The 22,361-nt window shown below is 63.2% G+C and carries 21 protein-coding genes; 6 read left to right on the forward strand and 15 right to left on the reverse strand.

Annotated elements, in window-relative coordinates:
• Positions 1-141 precede the first annotated feature (141 nt).
• Positions 142-729, forward strand: a complete 588-nt coding sequence (locus OO12_RS13155) for a LysE family translocator (protein ID WP_052215869.1) — start codon at positions 142-144, stop codon at positions 727-729.
• A gap of 94 nt (positions 730-823) precedes the next feature.
• On the opposite strand, the gene OO12_RS13160 is transcribed toward OO12_RS13155, so the two are convergent.
• Genes OO12_RS13160 through OO12_RS13175 form a run of 4 tightly spaced genes read right to left on the reverse strand, consistent with a single transcriptional unit; the run spans position 824 to position 5,238 of the window.
• Positions 824-2,311 carry a SulP family inorganic anion transporter gene (locus tag OO12_RS13160; RefSeq protein ID WP_034159097.1) on the reverse strand — a complete coding sequence of 496 codons (1,488 nt, stop codon included), beginning with the start codon at positions 2,309-2,311 and terminating at the stop codon, positions 824-826.
• A 44-nt stretch (positions 2,312-2,355) separates the two neighbouring features.
• Positions 2,356-3,057, reverse strand: a complete 702-nt coding sequence (locus OO12_RS13165; protein ID WP_034159098.1) for a carbonic anhydrase — start codon at positions 3,055-3,057, stop codon at positions 2,356-2,358.
• A gap of 43 nt (positions 3,058-3,100) precedes the next feature.
• Positions 3,101-4,495 (reverse strand): ATP-binding protein, encoded by a 1,395-nt coding sequence (locus OO12_RS13170; protein ID WP_082006516.1) that lies wholly within the window; start codon positions 4,493-4,495, stop codon positions 3,101-3,103.
• The gene (locus tag OO12_RS13175; RefSeq protein WP_052215842.1) at positions 4,492-5,238 is read right to left on the reverse strand and encodes a response regulator transcription factor; all 747 of its coding nucleotides are present in this window, start codon (positions 5,236-5,238) and stop codon (positions 4,492-4,494) included. The genes OO12_RS13170 and OO12_RS13175 overlap by 4 nt, the downstream gene beginning before the upstream one ends.
• Positions 5,239-5,396: 158 nt before the next feature.
• Between OO12_RS13175 and OO12_RS13180 the strand changes: the two genes are divergently transcribed.
• Positions 5,397-5,648 carry a hypothetical protein gene (locus tag OO12_RS13180; protein WP_034159099.1) on the forward strand — a complete coding sequence of 84 codons (252 nt, stop codon included), beginning with the start codon at positions 5,397-5,399 and terminating at the stop codon, positions 5,646-5,648.
• A 159-nt stretch (positions 5,649-5,807) separates the two neighbouring features.
• Here OO12_RS13180 and OO12_RS13185 read toward each other — a convergent pair whose 3' ends face one another.
• From OO12_RS13185 to OO12_RS13195, 3 genes are all read right to left on the reverse strand, one after another.
• Complete coding sequence (locus tag OO12_RS13185; protein WP_034159100.1) at positions 5,808-6,683, reverse strand: hypothetical protein; 876 nt, start codon at positions 6,681-6,683, stop codon at positions 5,808-5,810.
• Between the two features lie 32 nt (positions 6,684-6,715).
• A complete protein-coding gene (locus OO12_RS13190; RefSeq protein WP_034159101.1) occupies positions 6,716-8,455 on the reverse strand; it encodes a lipase family protein in 1,740 nt (579 codons plus the stop codon).
• Positions 8,456-8,920: 465 nt separating this feature from the next.
• Positions 8,921-10,381, reverse strand: coding sequence for a serine hydrolase domain-containing protein (locus OO12_RS13195; protein ID WP_052215843.1), 1,461 nt, complete (start codon positions 10,379-10,381; stop codon positions 8,921-8,923).
• A gap of 85 nt (positions 10,382-10,466) precedes the next feature.
• On the opposite strand from OO12_RS13195, the gene OO12_RS13200 reads away from it, so the two are divergent.
• Entirely contained in the window at positions 10,467-10,973 is a 507-nt protein-coding gene (locus OO12_RS13200; RefSeq protein WP_034159213.1) for a MarR family winged helix-turn-helix transcriptional regulator, read from the forward strand.
• A gap of 7 nt (positions 10,974-10,980) precedes the next feature.
• Here OO12_RS13200 and OO12_RS13205 read toward each other — a convergent pair whose 3' ends face one another.
• The gene (locus tag OO12_RS13205; protein ID WP_034159102.1) at positions 10,981-11,358 is read right to left on the reverse strand and encodes a DUF2809 domain-containing protein; all 378 of its coding nucleotides are present in this window, start codon (positions 11,356-11,358) and stop codon (positions 10,981-10,983) included.
• A gap of 71 nt (positions 11,359-11,429) precedes the next feature.
• Here OO12_RS13205 and OO12_RS13210 point away from each other — a divergent pair, with 71 nt between their 5' ends.
• Entirely contained in the window at positions 11,430-11,951 is a 522-nt protein-coding gene (locus OO12_RS13210; protein WP_200887459.1) for a GNAT family N-acetyltransferase, read from the forward strand.
• 8 nt (positions 11,952-11,959) lie between these two features.
• Here OO12_RS13210 and OO12_RS13215 read toward each other — a convergent pair whose 3' ends face one another.
• From OO12_RS13215 to OO12_RS13225, 3 genes are all read right to left on the reverse strand, one after another.
• Entirely contained in the window at positions 11,960-12,790 is an 831-nt protein-coding gene (locus tag OO12_RS13215) for a hypothetical protein (RefSeq protein WP_052215844.1), read from the reverse strand.
• 90 nt (positions 12,791-12,880) lie between these two features.
• The gene (locus OO12_RS13220; protein ID WP_034159104.1) at positions 12,881-13,861 is read right to left on the reverse strand and encodes a hypothetical protein; all 981 of its coding nucleotides are present in this window, start codon (positions 13,859-13,861) and stop codon (positions 12,881-12,883) included.
• 78 nt (positions 13,862-13,939) lie between these two features.
• Positions 13,940-14,302, reverse strand: a complete 363-nt coding sequence (locus OO12_RS13225) for a hypothetical protein (RefSeq protein ID WP_034159105.1) — start codon at positions 14,300-14,302, stop codon at positions 13,940-13,942.
• 187 nt (positions 14,303-14,489) lie between these two features.
• Between OO12_RS13225 and OO12_RS13230 the strand changes: the two genes are divergently transcribed.
• On the forward strand, positions 14,490-15,356 hold the full coding sequence (locus tag OO12_RS13230) for an alpha/beta fold hydrolase (RefSeq protein WP_235364778.1): 867 nt from the start codon (positions 14,490-14,492) through the stop codon (positions 15,354-15,356).
• Positions 15,357-15,411: 55 nt separating this feature from the next.
• Here OO12_RS13230 and OO12_RS13235 read toward each other — a convergent pair whose 3' ends face one another.
• Positions 15,412-16,113: an HPP family protein gene (locus OO12_RS13235; RefSeq protein WP_152616414.1), complete on the reverse strand. Its 702-nt coding sequence runs from the start codon at positions 16,111-16,113 to the stop codon at positions 15,412-15,414.
• Positions 16,114-16,284: 171 nt separating this feature from the next.
• Between OO12_RS13235 and OO12_RS13240 the strand changes: the two genes are divergently transcribed.
• On the forward strand, positions 16,285-17,253 hold the full coding sequence (locus OO12_RS13240) for an alpha/beta fold hydrolase (protein ID WP_052215845.1): 969 nt from the start codon (positions 16,285-16,287) through the stop codon (positions 17,251-17,253).
• 6 nt (positions 17,254-17,259) lie between these two features.
• Here the strand turns inward: OO12_RS13240 and tam are convergent, their stop codons facing one another.
• The 3 genes from tam to OO12_RS13255 form a co-directional block, all read right to left on the reverse strand.
• Positions 17,260-18,039 carry a trans-aconitate 2-methyltransferase gene (gene tam / locus OO12_RS13245; protein WP_034159106.1) on the reverse strand — a complete coding sequence of 260 codons (780 nt, stop codon included), beginning with the start codon at positions 18,037-18,039 and terminating at the stop codon, positions 17,260-17,262.
• 33 nt (positions 18,040-18,072) lie between these two features.
• Positions 18,073-19,479 carry a hypothetical protein gene (locus OO12_RS26925; RefSeq protein WP_052215846.1) on the reverse strand — a complete coding sequence of 469 codons (1,407 nt, stop codon included), beginning with the start codon at positions 19,477-19,479 and terminating at the stop codon, positions 18,073-18,075.
• A gap of 427 nt (positions 19,480-19,906) precedes the next feature.
• Positions 19,907-22,264, reverse strand: a complete 2,358-nt coding sequence (locus OO12_RS13255; protein ID WP_034159107.1) for a TonB-dependent receptor — start codon at positions 22,262-22,264, stop codon at positions 19,907-19,909.
• Positions 22,265-22,361 lie beyond the last annotated feature (97 nt).

Genomic DNA, 22,361 nt, shown 5'->3' on the forward strand with positions numbered 1-22,361 from the left:
TGCAGAAGCCTGATCAGCCAGCCGCGATTCCACCGCGGCCGGGCCCGATATGAGCTGTCCGCACCTGATTGCGGTCAGCAATATAAAGATATAAAGATGTCTTTATATCTTTTTTTCGGGGGCGATATGATTGAGACGGTGATGGTGTTCACACTGGCGGCAACGGCACTGCTTGGATCGCCGGGCCCCGGGATTGCGGCGCTCATCGCGGTGGGGCGCTCGCGCGGGGCGATTGGCGGGCTGCGCTATTTCGGCTCGATGCAGCTTGGCCTGGCGCTCGCCGCGGGTTTGAGCGCCGCCGGACTGGTGGCGGTCATCCGGGCCTTTCCGGTCATTCACGCGGCGCTGATGATCGTTTCGGTGGCTTATCTGTTGTGGCTGGCCTGGGCGATCGCATCGGCGCCGCTCAGCGGCAGCATCGGCGACGACGCGCCGAGCGGCGCCTTCACGCTGCCTGGCGGCTTCATGCTCGGGTTCGCGAACCCGAAGGCCTATCTCGCTTTCGCCTCGTTGTTCGGATCGTTCGCGATCCTGACGCCCGCTTATGGATTTGCCGACGGGCTGCTGAAATGGACGCTGTGCGTGGTCGTCATGGCAGTGGTCGATCTGGCATGGCTGCTCGCCGGTGTTGCGCTGGGCCGGTTGACGCTGACGCCGCGCGCCGAGCGGATCATGAATCTCGCAATGGGGGGTGCCATCCTGCTGGCCTGTATCGCCGCATTGGCGTGAGCCGACCGGTTGCGGTGAGCAGGCAAAAAAACCCCCCTCCCGATGGGGTGACCGGGAGGGGGGAAACGCGCGGGCTTCGCCGGGGACAGGGGCGTCAGGCGAGCGCCGCGATGCGGTTGTTGTTGTTGCCGGTCAGTTCGACCGCCGCACCGCCGGCGCGTCGGCGGCTGAGCCATTCGCGGATCATCTCGGCGGTCGTATGGTCGGCGGCCGAGAGGCGGCTCACGTCGAGGCGGATCGGGGTGCCGTGCGGCGCCCGGTCAAGCGAGTCCGACAGACGCGGCAGCGAGACGAAGGTCGCCGCACCGTCAAGTGCGATGCGATAACCGTCAGTGCCGTCCTGCTCCTCATCGATCTTCAGGCGCAAGCGCTTCAGATGCGGAATGAGTTCAAGCATGGAAAGGCCGATGCCGACCAGCACGCCGCTGAGCAGGTCGACCGCAACCACCGTCACGAGCGTCGCCGCCCAGATGCCGGCGGGCAGCAGGCCATAGTCGCGGAACAGGTGGCGGACATGCTGCAGGCTGACCAGCCGCCAGCCGGTCACGACCAGCACCGCGGCAAGCGCGACCATCGGAATCTCGCGCAGCAGCCAGGGCAGCAGCACGATGAACGCGAGGATCCACACGCCGTGCAGGATCGCCGACAAGCGCGTTGCGGCACCGGCCTGGACGTTGGCCGAGCTGCGCACGATCACACCGGTCATCGGCAGCGCACCGGCCGCGCCGCACAACAGATTGCCGATGCCCTGCGCGCGCAGTTCCTTGTTATAGTCGGTGCGCACGCCGTCATGCATGCGGTCGACTGCCGCCGCGGACAGCAGCGTCTCGGCACTGGCGATGAAAGCGATGGCGAGCGCGGCGGTGAGGATCGTCGGATCGATCAGCCGCGCAAGCAGGCCGCTTTCGGGCGGCACGATCGCGCCGAGGATCGATGCGGGGACTTCGACCCGGACGACGCCCAGGCCAAGGCCCGATGCGACCAGAGTCGCGACCAGCACGCCGATCAGCGCGGCAGGCACGAGACGCATCGATTGCGGGCGGAACTTCTCCCACGCGAGCATCACGCCGATGGTCAGCAGGCCGACCGCAAAAGCGGTTTCCGCGCCGGCCCAGTTCATCGACAGGCCAAGCAGGCGTGCGGGCATGGCGGCAAGGTTATCGAGTCCGCTGGGGAGGGGTTTGGCGTCGAACAGCACATGGAACTGCGCCACGACGATCAGCACGCCGATGCCGGCGAGCATGCCATGCACCACGGCGGGCGAGATCGCGCGGAACCAGCCGCCAAGCTTGAAGATGCCCGCCGCGACCTGGATCAGGCCGGCGATGAGCAGGATCGGCCCAAGCGCCGACAGGCCCTGGTCGCGAACGATTTCGAACACGATGACGGCCAGGCCGGCGGCCGGGCCGCTGACCTGGAATGGGGATCCGGCGAGCGCACCAACGACGATACCGCCGATGATGCCGGTGATCAGCCCGCGCTCCGGCGGCACGCCTGAGGCGATCGCAATGCCCATGCACAGCGGCATCGCGACCAGGAACACCACGATCGATGCCGTCAGGTCGCGCGGTAGTCCCGCCATGCTCGGCCAGGACACGCCTGGCCGGGCAACCTTGGCTATATCGCTCATGCGGCTTCCCCGAGCGGGGCGGAAGCGGACTCGGTCGCGCGGCGATCGGCGGCGCGCAGAGCGACCGGCATCGGGTGATCCTCATGGATCGGCACGAAGCGGCCGGTGTCGCCATCCAGGCCAAGCATCAGGCCGTCATGAATGTCGAAGAACCAGCCGTGCAGCGCGATCTGGCCGCTCGCCACAGCGGCGGCGACCGACGGATGCGTGCGCAGATGGGCAAGCTGGATCACGACATTTTCCATGCTCGCGATGCGCACCGCGTCATGGCTTTCAAGATCGCGATACGAGCTGCTGACCACGCTGTGCGCGGCGCTGCTGTGACGCAGCCAGGCCGCGACATTGGGCATGCCGACAAGCATTTCGGGGTTCATCAACGCTTTCATCGCGCCGCAGTCGGAATGACCGCAGACGATGATGTCGCGCACGCCGAGCGCCGCGACGGCATATTCGACCGTCGACGACACGCCGCCATTGGCGGTCGAGAAGGGCGGAACGATGTTGCCGGCGTTGCGGCACACGAACAGATCGCCCGGCTCCGCCTGCATGATATGTTCGGGCGCCACGCGCGAATCCGCGCAGGAGATCATCAGCGCCTTGGGGCTCTGCCCGTCGGTCGCCAGTCTGGCATAAAGTGCACTCTGGTTCGGAAAGACCTGCTTTTCGAAACTGATCACACGGCCGATCAAGTCGTTCACGGTAATACTCCTGAGTCCACCGTGCCGGGGGGCACGGTTCGGATCAGGATATGGCGTCGCTCCTTTGCTGCGGTGCGGCATTTTCGTGACGAAGTGTTTCCGCGTTCGTGTTTTCGCTTGGTTTAACCGAATGCGGCAGGGCGATCCGTGCGCGAAGCCCGCCGGATTGGCGGTTGGCGAGCGTGAATCGTCCGCCAAGCGCATCGACCGTGCGCGTCACGATCGCCAGGCCGAGCCCGAAACCGACCGTGTTGCGCGTCCGGGCATCGTCAAGCCGCACGAACGGTTCGAGCACCCGGGCGAGCGAGATGTCGGGAATGCCCGGGCCGTCATCCTCGATATCGATCGTCACGCCATTATCCGCCCGCAGCAGCACGAGCTCGACCCGCTCGCCATAGCGCAGTGCATTGTCGACGAGATTGCCGATCGCGCGGCGCAGCGCGAGCGGGCGCGTGACCAGGTCAAGATGGTCGGGGCCGCGATAAGCAATCGCGTGTCCGGCATCGCTGCCGGCGTCCACGATCGTTGCGCACAGCACGGCGAGGTCGATCGGCACCGGCCGTTCGGGCTCATCCTCGCCGCCGAGAAAGGCAAGCAGGGAGGCGACCATCGCTTCCATTTCGGCCACATCGCCGGCGACCGCATTACCGATCTCACGGTCGTCGATCATGTCGGCGCGCAACGACAGGCGGGCGAGCGGGGTGCGCAGATCATGGCCGACCGCGGCGAGCGCCTGGGTCCGGTCAGTGATCAGATGGCGGATGCGCGCCTGCATGCGGTTGAACGCCACGGTCACGCGGCGCACCTCGCTTGGCCCCGCTTCGGGCACGATATGGTCGCCCCCGCCGTCGAACCGGTCGGCTGCTTCGGCCAGCCCGTGCAGCGGTGCGAGCATGCGGCGCAACAGCGCGCTGCCCAGGACCATCAGCACCACCGCCGGGATCAGCGCGAGCAGGATGCGGTCGAATGATGAGCTGAGCCGCGCGACCGGCTGCAGCGTGCGAAAATGCAGCCAGCCGCCATCGGGTAATGTCAGCCCGCCGGAAACCATGGCATGATGGCCCGGGGCGACGAGGCGCAACCGCAAGTCGCTCTTGGCCAAAGCCGGTTCCCAGCCGATCACCTGGCGCCGCATCGTGTCGAGCGCGGGCGCGTTGGGCGGCGGTGGGGGAAGCTGGGCCCGCCAGCGCAACTCATAGCGGTCGGTCGATAATTCCGTCGCCAGGGCAGCGCGCTTGTCCGGCGGGGCGTCGGCGATCAGGCGCTTGCAGATGACGAGATGTTCGGCGAGGCGGTGTGCCTCATCCTCGCGCACCGCGAACTGGCTGGCGCGTTCATAGAGCAATGTGCTCGCGCCGAATTCGATCACCATGGCGAGCAGCAGGATGGCGACCACGCGGCCGGCAACGCCGATCGACGGGCGCACGAAGCGCCTCAATGGCGCGTGACCGTCGCGTTGAACATGTAACCGATGCCGCGCACCGTGACGATCGGCGCGGCTTGCTTGCCATGCGACAATTTGCGCCGCAGCCGGCTGATCAGCACATCGACGCTGCGATCCGAACTGTCGCCAAGCCGGGTGCGTGACAATTCGAGCAGGCGCTCGCGCGCGATGATTCGCCCCGCATGGTCGATCAGGCTCATCAGCAGATCGAATTCCGCACCGGTCAGGTCGACCCCGGCGCCGCTCGGCGATTGCAGTTCACGGCGTGAGACATTGACGGTCCAGCCATCGAATTCGATCAGGCCCTGTTCGGGTTTGCCGTGCCGCCGGTCGAGCCCGCCGCGGCGCAACACCGCGCGGACGCGGGCGAGCAGTTCCGCGGTGCCGAACGGCTTGGCCAGATAATCGTCGGCGCCCATTTCCAGGCCGACGACGCGATCGGTCTCGCTGCCCTTGGCGCTGACGAAAATGATCGGCACGTCGCTTTGCTGGCGCAGCGCGCGGCACAGATCGAGGCCGCTGGTCTGCGGCAACATCACGTCGAGCAGCACGAGATCAGCGGGCCCGGCCTCCAGCGCGCGCCACATTTCGGGCGCCGAGGCAGCCGGACGGACATGATAGCCATTCTGCTGCAGCGCGCGCGTGGTCAGGGTGCGCAGCGCGGGATCGTCCTCGACCAGAACGATCGACGGCGCGGAATTACTGGGCTCGATGGGATCGGTCGTGCGGTTGTTCATGACATCGCGCACCTAGGGAGCGCCCTTCGACGGGTCAATGCGAGTGGCCTTTAACAGGAGGCGCGGGAAACATTTTGTCACAGTGGGGCGAATGGCCAGACATGCGGCCTCCCTAGATGGTGCGGCACAACCTATGCCATATTGTCGGAGTTTGTTCCATGCGTCTCCCCCTGATCCTTGCCGCCGCCGCGATTGCGATCGGCGCAACTGCGCCCGCTGCCGCCACCGAGAATCCACGCGGGCCGCTGACCCCCGCGCAGCGCGAAGCGGGCTGCACGATGCGTTTCGACCACACGCCGGCGGGCAAAACCCCGCGGTTGCCGGCGGTGGTGCACTGCCCCGCCAAGGCCGTCGCCGCGCTCGACCAAGCCAAGCGCGCCGAACTGAAGGACGCGGTTCAGCGCGACTGATCCTGATCGGCATGAAGCAAGGCGCGGTGCGAGCCTTCGGGCTCGTGCCGCGTTTTTTGCGCCGCAGGATCTGGCGCAATCGTCCGCCGATGCCGTTGTGGACGCAGCGATTTCTATCGCTGCAACGGTCGCGTGGCGCCCGTCTTTATTCGGGCGTCGTTACTCCGGGGGCGGCGTCGTCAAAGCTCCTGCCTGCGCCGCGCCGGGCTTTTCCGCCTCGGAGTTGCTATAGGTCATGACCATGCTGGTATCTTCTTTGTCGCGCTTGGTTTTTGAACAATCGATGCCGCGCGCTTTCAGCATGGCCAGCAGAACTTTCTTACTTTTCCTGGTCGCCGCGTCGGGGTCTTGCTGCGAATTTACGACATCGTTGCAAATTCCGTCACCAAAATAGTCTGTAGCGAACGGGGATGCTCCTCTATCTAGAAGATATTTGTGCTTAATGAAAGGGCTGAATTTGTAATAATATCCGCCTATCTGGAGAAGCGGTGTTGATCCGTCGAACGATCTTTGTTCAATATCGCCACCGTGATCGAATACAAAGTCGACTTTGCGCTGATCCCAGTCAGAGATAACTTCCGCGATTATGGAGAAGCTTCCATCCCCTTCAAGTTTATTGTAATTTATATCCACGCCGGCGTTATATAGTGCTTCGAGATACTCGACCGGCTCATAAGTGACGAGAAACTTGGCAGCGGACAGCCCGTCACGCGCGCTGTAAATGAACGGGTCGGCGCCCTGTTTGATGAAAGTCGTGATCCCCTGGGGGGATAGGAGGTCAAGGGTGACGAGCCGGAGCAACGGCGTGATGCCGCGATATCCCTCATAATTGATTTTTGCGCGGTCCAGCTTGCACGTGCGCAAATCCCGATCCTGTGTCGTCTGCACACAATCCATGAACGACTTTACATCAGGATCCGGGAACAGGGCGCTTGCCTGAGCAATGCCGGCCTGTGCCTGTGCGGTCGGCTTGGTTTCGCCGAGGCCAGACGCGGACTGTCCATAGGTCGGCGCGGCCGCGATCAGGCCAGCCATGCACGCCAATGAAATCCGGTATCGCCTTCTCATCATCGTTCCCCGGACAAGATACCCTCCCGAATCGGCGGCAGTTGATGATTAAAGGGAAGGCCGGATTTTCCAACCCACATCTGTCGTCCGATGATCGAGTTGGTAAAGGGTATTGGATCGTGAGTTCGGCTGAGAGGATCCTGCCGATGAGATATGTTCAGGACATTCCCCACATTCCGCTTGATGCCATAAAGTGAGGTAAGGCCTGGTGACGGGCCGGCCGCATCGAATGTGATCGTCGTGACTTTTAGCAACGATCCGGCGGCAGCAGTGATTCCGCCGCCGAGCGAATGACCGGTAAAGAACAGTTTATGGCCGGTTATCTGCTTCAATCTGTTCTGTATGTCTCGGGCAAGTTCGATACCTTCCGTATATTGTTTCGGCACCAATTGCGCTTCGCTGATGCGATTTGTGCGCCAGTCTTCACCGGTAATCTTTGAATCGTTGCTGCCGGTCACGGTGAAGATGAAGATTCGTCCGTTGGTCCACAGGCTGGAATTCAATCCATTTTCGGGCTGATTGAAACGAGCGGGTTGTAGCCCGAGCGCCTTGAGTTCTCGATTGCTCATCCTTCTGAAGGCGCCGTAATGCGTCGCGACCGAATTGACGGTGGCGCCCTCATCATAGCTGAGCTCGGTGATGGTCAGCGCGGTGAGCTGAGTCTTTTCCATCTCGGTCAGCGGCGGCTTGTCCACTGGCCTCGCCAACGTGCCGTTCAACTGCGCGTCTATGATCGGATCCAGGTCGCTTTTCGGCGGTGATCTGCGCGTGAGGGCATCGAAGATTGTCCGGCCGAAAGAGACCCCGCCATTGCCGGGAGCAGCGCGTCCATTGCCGTCAAAGCTGATTCTGCCGCGACCATCGCCTGCCGCGAAATCGGCATTTTGAAGCATGGCGCCGCCGGGATAGCGACTCGCCAACCCCATGAGCGACTCCGGTACGCCGGTCGGGCTGACGTCGGTGTTGTCGTCAACTTGGTCACCGTCGAGATAAGCGCTCAGCCGATCGGCCAGGTTTCGTGTATTGCTATGCATGGCGTCGATGTCGGCAAGGGTGCGGGCGGCATTTCTGACCGCCACGATCTGCTCGAAATTGCCCGATCGCGTGATGCCCGCCACCACCTGGTCAAGATCCTGCGCGCTCAGCCCTTGTTCGAGCCAGGTTGCCATCCGCCGATCATGTTCGACCGGCTTTAGCTCTTCAGTGGCGGAATAGGGTGGTGGACCACCGGCATCGGGCCGGGGTGGGATCAGGGTGATCGGCGTCTCGTCATCTTCGTCCAGCGGCGGCTGCCGTTCCAGCCCAGGCGCGGCGCCGCTCATCGGCATGTCGAAAGGCAGATCCGGTGAGGATGCTCCCGCCACCTGATCGGGATGCGCGTGCCGTGCGGCAATGAATGGGGCGTCGCGCCGATTGCCGGACGGCACGGGGAGGCCAAGAGCTCGTGCCGCACGAGTCAGCGCGTCATCGATTTCAGCGTCGGTCGGCATGCGCTTGCCGTCGGTCAGCACCTCCAGATCGGTCATCATTCGCGTATAGAGCTGCATTCTGGTGCGCCGCTGGCCAGCGGCGGCGTCCGGTGCCGCCGGCGACGCCAGGTCATCGGTAGCGCTCGGACTGACGGCGGCGTCGGCGGGATCGGCCCGTCCGATCGTCGTGAGGGCATCGCCGACCGGTGCGGCCTGATCGGTGCGAAGGGGGGATGGATCGGCAACCCTATCTTCGAATATTCTCGACACCCGTGTATCTCCTGTCCTGCCGGTCGAGGGTCATGCCGGACCCCGCCATGTGCATGGCGATGCGAGATGAGGCACAGGCGGAGCGATTTGAATCGAGGTCAAGGGCCGACCCTGAAACATCATTCCTGGGACTGCATGTTCCTGTGCTCGGGAAGTTGTCAGACAAATATTGACATAGGCGCGGGAACATGCATTGCACCAGCGCGGAGTGGCCTTCGTGTCCAGTCTCTGGGGTGGCCAGTCGGGCGATTATGCACCGCGCCATATCGCGCCAAACTCGCGGGACCGAGGCTACCGCCCGCCGTCATGACAATGGGCGGGGTTTTGCTCCGGCGCGCCTGTGATATCCGCACCACAGCGCCATGATCGGGAAACCCCAACCGGAGTCGGTCAGCAGGTCTTTCTCCCGCGGTGGACTGGACGACAAGCAATCGCACGAAACGCTTCACCCGCTGTCGCAGCCGGTCACCTGATCAATGCCGCAAGCTTCGTCTTGATCTCGGCATCGTCGGGTTCCAGCGCGAGATAGCGGCGCCAGGCCCTGATGGCCTCAGCCTTGTTACCCGCCCGGGCGTTGGCGGTGCCGAGCCCAAGAAAGGCATAGGCATCGTCCGGGCTGGCTGTGATGTAGAGGCGGAACACTCCGATCGCCGCATCGACTTGCGACTGCCACAGCAATTTATAACCCGCTTGTTCGAGCACGCCGCTACGCAGTGCGGGGTGAGCGGGATCGCTGGCCAGACGCTTCGCCGCCGCCTCATAACCGCTCGATCGAGCGGTCTCGACCAGCGCTTTGGTATAAGCGAGACTCTCGGTATCAGCCGATGCTCCGACCAGGTCGCGCTTCACAAGAGCGCGCACGTCCCAGAAATTATCGACATCGCCGTTGGTGAGGATGACCGCAACATAGCCGAGATCAGGGAAGATCATCAGCTCGTCGGCGATGCCGATATGGCCCCCGCCATGGCCGATGACGCGATGGCCATTGGCGATTTCCTCGATAAAGCCGTAGCCATAGCGCCTGTCGCCATAGTCGACCTTGCCGCTGGTCATCAGCTCGGTGGTCATCTTGTTCAGTAGTTTGTGACCGAGCAGCGCGGTGCTGAAGCGAAGTAGATCCCTGGCAGTCGTGAAGCTACCTCCCGCAGGGCCGCCCTTAAAGGCATTGACGAAGATGTTGCTGCTGATCCGCCCGGGCCGTACCGCATCGCGGGTATAGCCGATGGCTAGATTTGGCACTGGCTGGTCGAGTTCATAGGCGTCGGTGTCGGTCATGCCCGCGGGCATATAGATATGCTGCCTGACATAATCGAAATAGCTTTGGCCACTGGCTGCTTCGATGATCAGACCGAGTATGATGTAGCCGTTATTGCTGTAGGCGAAGCGAGCGCCGGGTGCGGACGCAAGCGGCTGATCGGCGATCAGGGGGATATAGTCCGACACGGTGACGAAGCGCTCCTTCGCCTTGTCCGCCAGCACTTCCCAGAAATTGCCCATGCCCGAACGATGGGTCAGCAATTGTTCGATCGTGACCTGTTCGCGTACCGCCTGATTGGGAAAGCCAGGGAGATGTTTGCCGACCTTGTCGTTGAGCGAGACCTTGCCGGACTCGACCAGTTGCATGATCGCGACCGCGGTGATCATTTTGCCCATCGACGCCATGTTGAATTTGGTATCGATCCGGTTGGGAATATGGTCGGCGAGATTGGCAAAGCCATAGGCCTGGTCGAAGATCGGCGTGCCATTTTTCGCGATCAGCACCACCCCGCTCAATCCATCCGTTTTCGCCAGCGTGTCGAGGTCCGCGCGCATGAGATCGACCGGGCCGGGCGCGATGTCGGGGGCGGTGTCGGTGGCGCGCGCCGGAGTTGCCGTCATCATCATCGACAGCAGCACGGCAACGAGCAGATGCGGGATGCGGATCATGAAGGGCTCCGTACAGGTGACGCCACCGATAACCGAGGTATAAGTAGGCGCCTATCTATTTACTTAGGCGCCTATGGAATTGTCAATGAGCGAAGAGTGGGATGTCGATGTCGGTGGGGGATCGCGTGCTTATGGCGCGGCGGCGATCGGTGGCCGGCTGAGGAGGTTATCGGAGCGGATCGACCAGGATTGCGCGCGGCTCTATGCCGATCATGGTGTGCGTTTCGAGCAACGCTGGTTCGGCGTCATGAATGAATTGGCGCAGGGGCCGGCATTATCGGTCAGCAAACTCGCGATTCGGCTCGGCATCAGCCAGGCCTCGGTCAGCCAGACGCGCAAATCGCTCGACGAGGCCGGGCTGGTCATGGTCGAGGTGAACCCGGACGATGCGCGCGGTGGCCGACTGACGCTCTCAGTCGCTGGGCGGCAACTTTATCAAGACCTAGCCCCGGTCTGGGTCGCGCTCGAGGCGGTCTCGGTCGAACTCAACCAGGAAGCCGAACGGGCTCTGGTGGCGCTTGACCTGCTGGACCAGGCGTTGAACCGGACCTCGCTTTACGACCGAGTCCGGCGTCGATTGGGTGGAGAGTGAGGCGGCCCTATCGCGTCGCCTGGTCTGTACGCATGGATTCCACCGTCAGCACGACCAGAGCGCCAGCGACATAGGCGATGAAATCCAGCGGATCGAAGCCTGCGCCGAGCAGGAAGCGGGCGGCGACATTTCCACTTAGTCCAAGCGCGCCGATCAGGCCGAAGAGCTGGCCGAACTCGATCGCGATGGCGATGCCCAGCGCAAGCATGGCAGCGGGCGTGATGCGCAGCGGCGTCACCGCGCGAAGCGCCAGGTAGAGCAACGCCACCGCCAGGCTGTCGCCGATATGTGGCCGGATGATGCGGTCATGCACGAACAGCGCGATGGCGATCTCGACCGCGAAGAGGGCGATTGCCGCGAGGGCATAGGGAAGGCGAAATGTCACGTTCGAGCCTTAGGCGGGCGATGTCGAAAAACCATGCAGGTTTCGAGGGATTTCAATCGGGATCTTGACGGTTGGTATTGACGATCCGGCTCGGCATGAGAGAGGGCATGGTGCGCGATATTTCCATCTCTCCGGCGAATGACGCGGCCGATCTGGTCGCAGTCGCCGGGTTGTTCCGCGATTATGCGGCGTCGCTCGACATCGATCTGGCTTACCAGGATTTCGCGGGCGAACTGAGGGGGTTGCCGGGCAATTACGCACCGCCCCATGGCATGCTGCTGCTGGCGCGACGAGCCGTTGGCGAGCCAATCGGATGTGTCGCGCTGCGGCCGATGGCAATGTCTGGCCAGTGCGAGATGAAGCGGCTCTATGTCGCGCCGGCCGGGCGCGGAACGGGGCTGGGCCGTGCGCTAATGGAGGCGCTGATCGTCGAGGCGCGGCGGATCGGCTATGCCGAGATGTGGCTGGATACGCTGCCGACCATGGTTGCGGCGCAGGGGTTATACCGCGCCGCCGGCTTCGAGTTGGTCGAACCCTATTATGACACGCCGGTCGCGGGCACGGTATTCATGCGGCTGGCGCTCGGCGTCTAGCGACGCGCCTATTCCTCCGGCGGCGTGGCGCCGGCGCGGCCCGGGCCGCCAAATCGTCCACCTCCATGATTATCGCCGTGATCGCCACCGTGGCCGCCTCCCCGATCACCCCGGCCAAAGGCGATGTGGGGCAGTTCGCTCTTTTCGATTTTGCCATCGCCATTCTTGTCCAGCAGGGCGAAACGTTGCCGCGCGGCGGTGTCAAATTCCCGGGCGTCGACGCCACGGTTGAAATTGGTGTCGGCGATCGTGACCGGTTCGGGAAAGTCGAAATAGCTGAACCGCGCCGCGCCCTGCTTGCCATAAGTAACGCGCGTCTCGCCGCCACTGGGGGACGCTTCGCTTTCGCCGCCGCCGCCACCGCCGCGCATCCCGCCACCGCCGCCACGATGGCCGCCACCGCCACCGCCGCCGTGGCGGCCGCCGCCACCACCGCCACCGCCGCGATGAGCACCGCCGCCGCCGCCACCAAAGTCGCGCACGCGGATTTCAGGGGCGATGGCGGTTTCGTAATTCTCGATATCATCGGGGTCGATCTCCCCGTCATGACCGCGATCGAGCAGCGCGAAGAAGCGGCGCTCGTCCTGGGTGAACTCCGCCAGATCGAGCGCGCCGTCATGATTGGTGTCGGCGCCGTCGAACCAGGCATCGGCTGGCTTGTCACCGCGAAACGGCTCGCCCATCGGACTGATGAACAAGCGGCCGTGCGGTCGGTCGCCGGGTGTTCCGGACGGATGCGTGGCTGGTGTGCCGGGTGGCGGCGCGTCCTGCGCGTGTCCGGGCGTGGTGACCAGCGTGGTGGTCAGGACGGTCAAGCAGATCAGCAACGTCTCGCGCATCGATCGAGTCTCCATCGATTCGCCCCCGCGACACCAAGCGCAGCGCTTCGCGGCAATTTGATGTCGTTGCCCGTTCTCGTGCGTAAAAGGTCAACTGCGCCGTCGGAAGCGGCCCTCGTCCTCCACCCCGGCAATCAGGGCCTGGGCCCGTCCGATGGCGGTATTGATGTCGTCCGCGTTCTTCATCGCGCGTGCCTCGCGATACAGGTTCAGCGCCACCCGATAATCGCCGCGCTGTTCCGCACACAGGCCGCGATTGAAGACGATCGACAACTGTCCCGGTTGGTCGCGGTCAATCGATTCCCATCCTTCGCAGGCACCACGACTGTCGCTCTTCGAGACTCGGAGCACATCTTTGAAGCGCATGGCGAGCGGCTTGGACAGCCCAGCGCGATCCTCGCGATAGCGGATCTTGTAAGTGTCGCCGTGCGGCGCAATGTCACCACGTGTTTCGCCCGCAACGCTGTCGATCATGTCCGCGATCACCGCTTCCGCTGCCCGGGGGGTGGAGTCGCGCGGGCACCAGTTAACCGTCTCGCTGCGCGGTTTGCTGGCGGTATAGACAATCGCGCCATCTGCGATGCGTACCAAGCGCAACGAGACGGTCAGGCTGGTCGTGCGTTGCATGCAGGGTACCGGCACATCGGCATATTTGAGGCATTCGCCATCATCATCGTCGCGGCGCTTCTTGCCGTCCTTTGGCGCAGCGCGCTCGACGCAGCGGCGGCGCTGCAGCGTCACGCGGTGTTCTTCCCAGTCCGACGTCGCCGATCCGCTGAGCACCCCATCGGCGCGCGGCTGGCGTCCGCCGGTGTCGCCCAGCAAGGTGAAGTGTGGGCCGCTCGCATTCTCCGCGCGCGACAGGGCGGCGGCGAGGGCGTTGGCCAACGGTTCGCCGTCACGGCCGGCGAAGCGATCGATCGCCAGCCGCTGCAAATAGCTTGCTTCGCGGTTCTGCGCAGGAAAACGCCCGCTGATCGTGATGGTCTCGGCGCTTGCGGCAGTCGCGGTCACGACCGCCGCAACCGTGGCGAAGCGCAGGGCGCTGCGGTGGAGAATTGGGGTAGCCATGGCGATATCCTTCCGGACCGAATCGATCGCGGAACGATATCGCCTATCGGCTCAGCGTGGGCAACGCGTTCACCGCCGTCAGTCGGGCGCGCCTTTCCATTTGCCGTCGCTGCCCTTGGTGAGCTTGACGATGAACGGCTGCGTCGCCTTGGCGGCCGTGCCCGGCATCTGGATGTTCACATCGACGGCACAGACCTGAACCCCGGGTTCGGCCTTGCCATTGCACAGGCCCTTGGGCGTGATCGTCGCATCCGCCAGCGCCTTTTCAAGCGCGGCTTTGGTGGCAGGGTTGGCATTCGGATCCTGAAGCGACGCGGCCATCTGTTCGCGAGCGACGCGCTCAATATCCCCATTGCCGGGGCCGCCGGTCAGCGCGCTGCATCCGGACAGCGCGACGATGCCGGCCAGTGCTGCGATCAGTGTCGTCGATGGTCGTGTCATTTTGCCTCCTGCTGGTTTCAGATCGAACCGGCATAATGATCGACGCGCGTTTCAGTTCATTTTTGATCGAATAATGCGTGAAGTGGCGCTGATCGATGAATTTCGTGATTTGCTTACCTGTGAGGTAATCGACTTCGGATCGCGGTTTGAGCATTTTCTCGCGGCAACACAGGCCAGGAGACACATCATGCACGGATCATTCGCATCCAATTCCATCCAGACCGGGGCGCTCGCCTCACGGATCGACACGGTCGAAACGAGCGATGGCGCGCGCCTCGCGGTGCGAGACTGGGGGAGCGGCGAGCCGATGCTGTTCCTTTCCGGATGGACCCTGCCGTCCGATTTCTGGGGGCCGCAGATGGTCGACTTCGTCGCACGCGGGCATCGCTGCCTGTCGTTCGACCGGCGCGGGCATGGGCGTTCGTCCGATCCGGGCTGCGGTTACGATCATGATACGCTGGCCGACGATATCGCTGCGGTGATCGACACGCTTGGGCTGCGCGGGTTGACCGTGGTCGCGCATTCGATGGCGACGATGGAGATCGCGCGCTATTTCGCGCGCCACGACGGAGTCGGGATCGAGCGCGTCGTGCTGGTCGGTGCAACCACGCCATTCCTGCTGCGCACCGAGGACAATCCGGAGGGCATCGACGGCGGGGTGCTGGCGGCGGGCAGTGACCTGCTGATGACCGACTTTCCGGCCTGGATTGCGGCCAACACCGATCCTTTCTTCGTCGCCGAGACGAGCGATGCGATGAAGGCGTGGGGACAGCGTATGATGCTTGGGACCTCGCTGCTCGCCGCGGTGCAGCTTGCTCAGGCCAATGTCTCGACCGATTTCCGTACCGACCTGACGCGTATCTATGTCCCGACGCTGGTCGTGCATGGCGACCAGGACGTATCGGCGCCGCTAGCCATTACCGGAGCGCGAACCGCGGCGCTGATCCCCGATGCACGGTTGTTGGTCTATGAAGGCGCACCACACGGCCTGCCGCTGACACATGCCGGTCGGCTGGCACGGGACATCACGGCCTTCATGGCCGAGTGCGGCTGATCGCCGGCTGGACCGCCATCCCAGAGAGGAGCAAGCGCGTGTCAGGCGAACGAGATCAAGCCGAGCGTTGGGTTCGCTCGCGCGCATGAAGTTCCACCTGCCGAAACAGCAATTCGAGATCGGCTTTCCCGACGTCGAATGTCTCGCCCAGATCGGCGAGCGCGCGATCGACGTCTTCGGGATGGAAGAACGGCTCGGGTTGAGGCGGGATGACGTGTCCGGCCACCGGTACGGCGCGATGTGGATAGGAATGGCCGGACAGGCGATGAAACACGATGCCGGTCAGCACGAGCAATGCCGAATTGAGCCCGACCGGTGCCAGCGCGAACAGAAACCCGGCCTGGGCAACCATTGGGCCGCCGATCAACGCGGTAAGCGCCACCGCCCCACCGGGCGGATGAAGGCAACGTAGCAGCGACATGGCGAGAATCGCGCCGCCCACGGCAAGCCCGACGGCGAGCACGGGTGGCGCCATGGATTGCGCGACCGCTACGCCGATGATTGCCGAGATCATATTGCCGCCGATAATCGACCAGGGCTGTGCCAGCGGGCTGGCCGGTACCGCGAAGAGCAGCACCGCCGATGCGCCGATCGGCGCGACCAGCATGGCAAAGGCAGCTGGCGGTAGCACAAGCGAGCATAGCAAGGCGGTGAGCGCGATACCGATCAGAGCGCCGAGGCAAGCCCAAAGCCGATCGCGGAAATTGCCACCGGCGAGCATCGGCACGAATAGGCGCACGGCATGGCGGCGAAACATGGGACCTCCCGATAATTGGAGGCGTGCCATCGCGCGGGGACGGGGCACGCCGCAACTTAGTTTCGGCTCGCCGGGGTCAATGACAACTTCGCGAGCGTCTGGTCATCACGTCGCGCTGGCGTCCAGCGACGATCAATGCTTTGATCGCTCGATACCGTAAGGGGCTGCCGCATGACCGTCATCTTCGTGATCCTGATCGTCCTGGCCGCGCTCGTCGCGACCGGGCTGTTTTATACGAAAGCCCGCACACGCTTCGTCGAGCGGCAAGTGCCGGCGCAGGGGAGCTTTATCGAGATTGACGGACAGCGGCTCCACTACGTCGACAAGGGTCCGGTGGGACAAGCGAGCGGCGATGCGATCGTCCTGATCCATGGCCTGGCCGGGAACAGCCATAATTTCACCTATTCACTGACCGAAATCTTGGCGCGGCACCATCGGGTGGTGGTGATCGATCGCCCGGGGTCGGGCTATTCGGCGGCGATGCCGGGCGGTTTCTCACTCGTCGCACAGGCCGATCTGGTCGCCGCGCTGATTGCCAAACTGGGGCTCGATCGGCCGCTGGTTGTAGGGCATTCGCTCGGTGGAGCGGTAACGCTGACTCTGGCGGTGACGCATCCGGCGTCGCTCCGCGGCGTCGCGCTGCTCGCCGCGCTGACCCGGGTAATCGATACGCCGCCGGCAGCGTTCAAGGGCTTGAATATCCGGTCGCGTGGCGTGCGACGTTTTGTTGCCTCGGTCATCGCGGTGCCGATGTCGGTGCTGGCCGGATCGAAATCGGCCGTCCAGGTATTTGCGCCTGAATCGGTGCCGGACGATTTCGGGCTGCGCGGCGGCGGGCTGCTGGTGCAGCGGCCAAGCGCGGTGTTCACCGCCTCGACCGAATTGACTCAGACTCCCGATGCACTGGCGCCGATCGTTGCGCGCTATGGCGAGATCGGCATGCCCGTCGCGATCCTGTATGGCCGTGGCGACGCAATTCTCGATCCAGTGCTGCATGGCGAGCGGCTACCGGAGGTGATCGCGCATGCCGATGTGACTCTGATCGAGGGCGGTCATATGATTCCACTGACGGCGCCGACTGAGGTCGCTGCCTGGATCGAGCGTGCGCTGGAGCGGTCGCGCGAAGTTCAGGCCGCTTGATCGGCCCTAAGTCGCTCGTGTTGCGACGATGAACAGCCGGGGGAAGGGCAACAGCACCACGCCCTCGGCAAGGGTTGGATAGGCGGTCGCGATCCGGGCCCGATACCGATCGAGGAATACCGCCTGCTGCGCATCGTCGAGCCGATCGAGGTAAGGCCGCAGGCCGGTGCCCTTGAGCCAGTCGACCACGGCCTCGGGGCCGCCGGCAAGTTGGTGGAAATAGGTCGTGCGCCAGATATCGATTCCGGCGACACGGCCGCACAGCAAGCGGTAATACCAATCGGCCGGATGGCGATTGGCGTTGGCTGCGCCCGCACCGGTCAGGATGGTGGCGAAAGGCTCCTCGACCGCCACGTCGCGCAAGAGGCGATGCGCGGGTTCGTCGAGATTGTCGGGGATCTGCACCGCGAGACTGCCGCCAGGCGCGAGCTTCGCGATCAGCGCAGGCAGCAATATGGCATGATCCGGCACCCATTGCAGCGCGGCGTTGGCCAGGATCAGATCGAACGGCCCGGGGTCGGGCCAGGTGGCGATATCTTCGATCGAGAAGCGCACCGCGGGTAGCCGAGCACGCGCTGCGGCGATCATGTCGGGAGAACTGTCGATGCCGCTCAATTCGGCATCGGGAAAGCGAGTCTGGAGTCGCTCAGTCGAATTGCCCGGGCCACAGCCGATATCGGCCGCCCGATGCATCGGGGTGGTTGCGGGAATCCGGGCCAGCAGATCATCGATCGGGCGATTCCGCTCCGCCTCGAACTTGACATATTGTGTTGCAGACCAGCTCATTGGAGTTCCTTCACCATCCAAGGCTTCAATTGGTCAGACGGAATAGGCCAGCTCGAAATCGCCCCAGCGTTTCCCGGCAAAGAAGAGCGGCACGAAGATCAGCCGGACGACGATGAACCCGCCACTATGGTCGTCCATACGATAGACGGTCGCGGTGAAGTCGGCGGCATTCTCCTTATACTGGCGCAGTCGGTCGTCATACATGATCCGACCGTTACGGCAGTTGCCGATGTCGTGCGTCGGGTCACCAGTCGCCGGCCGCGAGCGAGCTGAAATATGCGTCGGCAAAAACCCGCTCATGTCGCTGCACACCGCCGACCGAACATGCGGCGCTCGTGTCATGGCTGCGTCGAGAAAAGGCCGCCACTGCGCATCGGCCCAGTCGGTCAGCGAAGTCCGGAACCGTTCCGGCAGGCTGGTGGGGATAAGCTGATAGTCATTGTCGAACAATTGTTCGAGGCTGAGTGCCCCCTGTTCGAGCGCGCTTAGAGTCAGCGCCTGGAGTTCGTCTCGCAGGTCGATCGCCAACGTCACATAGATCTTGTCCTCCTCGCTCAGCCCCAACGCGGCGCCGCGTTCGAACGCGACACGGCTGGCCTGTTCGAGTCGCGTCGCACGCGCCTGGGTCTGGCGGAGCAGCACCCGAGCCTGGCCCAGCGCACGTGCGGCGCCTGCGATGAGCTGGAACAGGTTCGACGACACGGTGTTGGCTTCACCGAAGATTTCGGCAACCATCCGGCCACCTTCGATCCCGGCGGACAGCAGTTCATCGACCTCGCGCAACGTAGCGAGCGGTTCGTGCAGCCCGTCCATCAGTTGTTCGACATCGTCAGCGATCGTCGCGGCGTTCAGCGCCCAGCGGGCATGGCCGGTGTCGGCCCGCTGCCGTTCGAGCGCGAGATCACCGGCGATCGTCATCAGGTCACCACTCAACACATGCAGCGCGGCGGCGACGCCCAATGACTGGCTGTCTCGCGCTTGTTCGGCAGTCGTGTCGAGCGTGCCGGCAAGCGTCTTCGCCGTGGCTGACAGATTATGAAGGCGGGTCATCGCATCGGCGAGCGACCCTTCATGGCGTCCATGCTGATCGAGCCCCAAGTCGAGCAACCCGCGGATCATGGCTCGCTTGGCCGGTGCGTCGCGCGCCATTGCGTTGAGCCGGACGGTTGCGCCGGCCAACCGGGCATTGGCCTGGGTGGTCACAGCGCGCACGCCGTCGAGCGCCGAGGCGATCAGCGCATTGGACTGGTCGAGCGTCCGCGCTGTCTCTCCGAAATCATACAGATCGTCATAATGATGAGCGACCGTTCGATCGAGCTTGGCAAGTTTGCCGACAATCCTTGAGATATCCTCGGCGTGCCGACCGGCCGAACCGATTCCGTTGGGTTCCAGAACGGAACTTCGCCCACCCTGATCATTAACTGAGTTCGATTGCACCATTGGGCATGCCCCTCCCAATTTATACAAATGCGGCTGCGACCCGCGGCGACAGCTTACGCATCATCCGGGCACTTGCAACGCGCCTTTCGTTGCGGGGGCTCGCGGCGAAGGAATTATGACAACAGTGCAATGGTTGTCGATTGCGCGCAGTTGCGAAAATCGAGCATCCGGCCTGATGAGGAAAGTCATGGCCGCCAAACGGTCACATCGTGATCATTGTTCCGAACCGCCTATTTCGGAGTGATGGTCGTCGGACAATTTGTCGATACGTAAGCGCAACGATATGTTTCGGATTGTGGACTCGCGCTGCAAGATAGGTGTGCGCTGGTATTGGGATTTTCGGCGCAAGAGCCCGGCCGCCGGCTGTCTGGATGTTTGTCCTGTCCTCCGCTTCCCATTGGAAAGCGGAGGAAATCCGGAAAGAACGTCAGAAGTTCGCGTCGAGGCGTATTCCGGCATAGCGAAAGGAATCGCGTGCCGGCTGCCAGGTGGTGCCGGCGGCGATCACGCCGGGTGCGCTGAAGCCCGAAGTCGTATTGCCCAAGCCAACCGCATAATGCCTGTTGAAGGCATTGTTGACGAACAGGCTGAGCTTGTACTTGCCGTCACCCGCAGTGGTGCCGACTGACGCGTCGAACACGCCGTACGATTTTTGCACCGTGACCGGATCCTGGTTGAGCGCGAAATTGATCCTGCTTTGCCAACGATAGGAGAAGGTCAGGAAGCCGTTCAGCGAATCACCGAGTGGGAAGTCGTACTGACTGCCCAGATTGAACTTGAACTCGGGTGCATTGTTAAGCCGCTTGCCACTCAGATTCTGCACCTTGCCGGGGTTCACCGTAACGCGCGGGTCGAGGATGCAACCCTGTGCCACCGTCTGGTTGGAGAAGCAGGGACCAAAGGGGAAATCGATGATCTTGGCGTCGGTATAAGCGCCGGACCCATTGATGCTCAGGCCTCGGAACGGTTTGGCGAGTATCTCGACCTCGATACCGCGCGTACGCAGCTTGCCGATCGAATTAAGGAAGGTGAGATAGGTGCCGTCGGGGAGGAACGACTGCACCGAAGTCTGGAACCCCTTATACTCGGTCGAGAACAACGTCGCATTGAGGATCAGGTGACGATTGAACAGGCTGTTCTTGAAGCCGATCTCGTAGTTCTTGGCAGTCTCCGGCGGCACCGGGCCGGCGGCGGCGAAGCGAGCGCTGAACGTGCTGACCAGATCGTAAGCCTGACCCTTGTAACCCGTCGAATAGGTCGCATAGGTCATGATATCGGGCGTGAAATGATATTGTAACCCAGCCTTGCCGGTCACGGCATTGTCGGAATCGGCCCCACGCAAGGTGAACGGTACTGCCGCGGTATAGTTGGAGAAGCGATAATCGATCTTTTGCTTGTTGACGCGCAGGCCGCCGACCGCAGTCAATTTGCCGGTGATGTCGAACGCGAGGTCGGTATAGGCGGAATAATTGCGATTGTTGCTCTGCGCCAAATAGCGGACGAACTGCAGGACGGGGCCGCGATCGAGGAAGCGGTCGAGTGAGTTACGTGCGTACCACAAGCCGACAATATAGCGGAAACGCTTCTCGCCCGGAGAGGTGATGCGCAATTCCTGCGTCGCCGAATTCGCATGGAAATTGCCATGGATGCGCGCGCCGCTGTTGATGCCCGAGGGCGATGCGGCGGGGAAGTTGAGCAGGAAAGGCTGATCCGTACCGTCGATGTCCTGATAATCGAACATGCGATAACGGTCGACCGACAGGATATAGCCGATCGTCGCGCCGCCGAGCAGCGAATCCTCGGGCGTGGTGTAGGTCGCATGGAAGGTCGCACCGTACATGCGGGAATCGCCGCCCGCGCGTTCGTCGTTGCGGATGCGGACGTTGTAGCGGTCATTGATCGGGATGCCGGCGAGCACCGAGCTGGCGGGGAATTGCGGCAGGCCCTGGTAGAACAGGCCGGGAGTCAGCGAGGTGATTGGGCTGACACAACAAGTCGCCTCGGTCTTGTTGTAGCGCGGCTGGAGCGATGCCGTGAAATCATCGCTGGGCGTCCAGACCAGCTTGCCGGTGACGGTCAGGCCCTTGCTGCCATTCTGGCGATTGCCGGTGGTCAGGTTGATGATGTTGCCGTCATAAACATTGCGCGAGGCGGTGACGCGGAATTTCAGCGTATCGCTGATCGGCCCGGCGATGGTGCCACCGACGCGCCATTCATGATCCGTCGTGACCAGACCAGTGATGCGGCCGGTAAAGGTGTCGGTCGGGGCCTGGGTAGTGATATTCAGTACGCCGGCGATCGCGCTTTTGCCGAATAAGGTTGATTGCGGGCCCTTCAGCGCTTCGATCCGCTCGACATCGATCAGGTCCTTGAAGGCCGAAGCCTGCAGACCGATCGGTACATCGTCGATCACCACCGCGACGTCGGATTCCACCGCGATGCCGTTGGAGAAGGTGCCAATACCGCGCATGTTGATGCTGAAATTGCCCGGCTGCGAGCCATAGGTGACGGTCAGGCCGGGAATGAGCTTGGGCAAGTCGGAAATGTCGCGGACATTCTGGCGCTCGATCACATCACTGGTCAGCGCGGTCACCGATACGGGGACGTCCTGCAAGCGCTCAGCACGCTTGGTCGCGGTCACAACGATGTCGGCGATGCCATCATCGCTCGATGTGGCGTTTTGCGGCGCGGAGGCAGGTGGAGCGTCCTGCGCCAGTGCCGGGTTCGCCACGATCAGCGCCAGCGCGGACGTCGCGCAGTTCAGCAGCACAGAGCCTTTCGACATGATTCCATCCCCTCTCGGACAATCTTGTTCGTTATCGCGGCCCGCCCGCCGCCCGGGCGACGATGCGGTAAACGCAATGCGGCCGGCTGATCATGCA

Source organism: Sphingomonas sp. ERG5 (assembly GCF_000803065.1).
Taxonomy (GTDB): Bacteria; Pseudomonadota; Alphaproteobacteria; order Sphingomonadales; family Sphingomonadaceae; genus Sphingomonas.

Coding starts and splice junctions, on each gene's coding strand:
- OO12_RS13155 (WP_052215869.1), top strand. CDS start 142: ATGGTGTTCACACTGGCGGCAACGGCACTGCTTGGATCGCCGGGCCCC.
- OO12_RS13160 (WP_034159097.1), bottom strand. CDS start 2,311: ATGGCGGGACTACCGCGCGACCTGACGGCATCGATCGTGGTGTTCCTG.
- OO12_RS13175 (WP_052215842.1), bottom strand. CDS start 5,238: ATGAACAACCGCACGACCGATCCCATCGAGCCCAGTAATTCCGCGCCG.
- OO12_RS13180 (WP_034159099.1), top strand. CDS start 5,397: ATGCGTCTCCCCCTGATCCTTGCCGCCGCCGCGATTGCGATCGGCGCA.
- OO12_RS13185 (WP_034159100.1), bottom strand. CDS start 6,683: ATGGCTGGCCTGATCGCGGCCGCGCCGACCTATGGACAGTCCGCGTCT.
- OO12_RS13195 (WP_052215843.1), bottom strand. CDS start 10,381: ATGATCCGCATCCCGCATCTGCTCGTTGCCGTGCTGCTGTCGATGATG.
- OO12_RS13200 (WP_034159213.1), top strand. CDS start 10,467: ATGAGCGAAGAGTGGGATGTCGATGTCGGTGGGGGATCGCGTGCTTAT.
- OO12_RS13215 (WP_052215844.1), bottom strand. CDS start 12,790: ATGCGCGAGACGTTGCTGATCTGCTTGACCGTCCTGACCACCACGCTG.
- OO12_RS13220 (WP_034159104.1), bottom strand. CDS start 13,861: ATGGCTACCCCAATTCTCCACCGCAGCGCCCTGCGCTTCGCCACGGTT.
- OO12_RS13225 (WP_034159105.1), bottom strand. CDS start 14,302: ATGACACGACCATCGACGACACTGATCGCAGCACTGGCCGGCATCGTC.
- OO12_RS13230 (WP_235364778.1), top strand. CDS start 14,490: ATGCACGGATCATTCGCATCCAATTCCATCCAGACCGGGGCGCTCGCC.
- OO12_RS13235 (WP_152616414.1), bottom strand. CDS start 16,113: ATGTTTCGCCGCCATGCCGTGCGCCTATTCGTGCCGATGCTCGCCGGT.
- OO12_RS13240 (WP_052215845.1), top strand. CDS start 16,285: ATGACCGTCATCTTCGTGATCCTGATCGTCCTGGCCGCGCTCGTCGCG.
- tam (WP_034159106.1), bottom strand. CDS start 18,039: ATGAGCTGGTCTGCAACACAATATGTCAAGTTCGAGGCGGAGCGGAAT.
- OO12_RS26925 (WP_052215846.1), bottom strand. CDS start 19,479: ATGGTGCAATCGAACTCAGTTAATGATCAGGGTGGGCGAAGTTCCGTT.
- OO12_RS13255 (WP_034159107.1), bottom strand. CDS start 22,264: ATGTCGAAAGGCTCTGTGCTGCTGAACTGCGCGACGTCCGCGCTGGCG.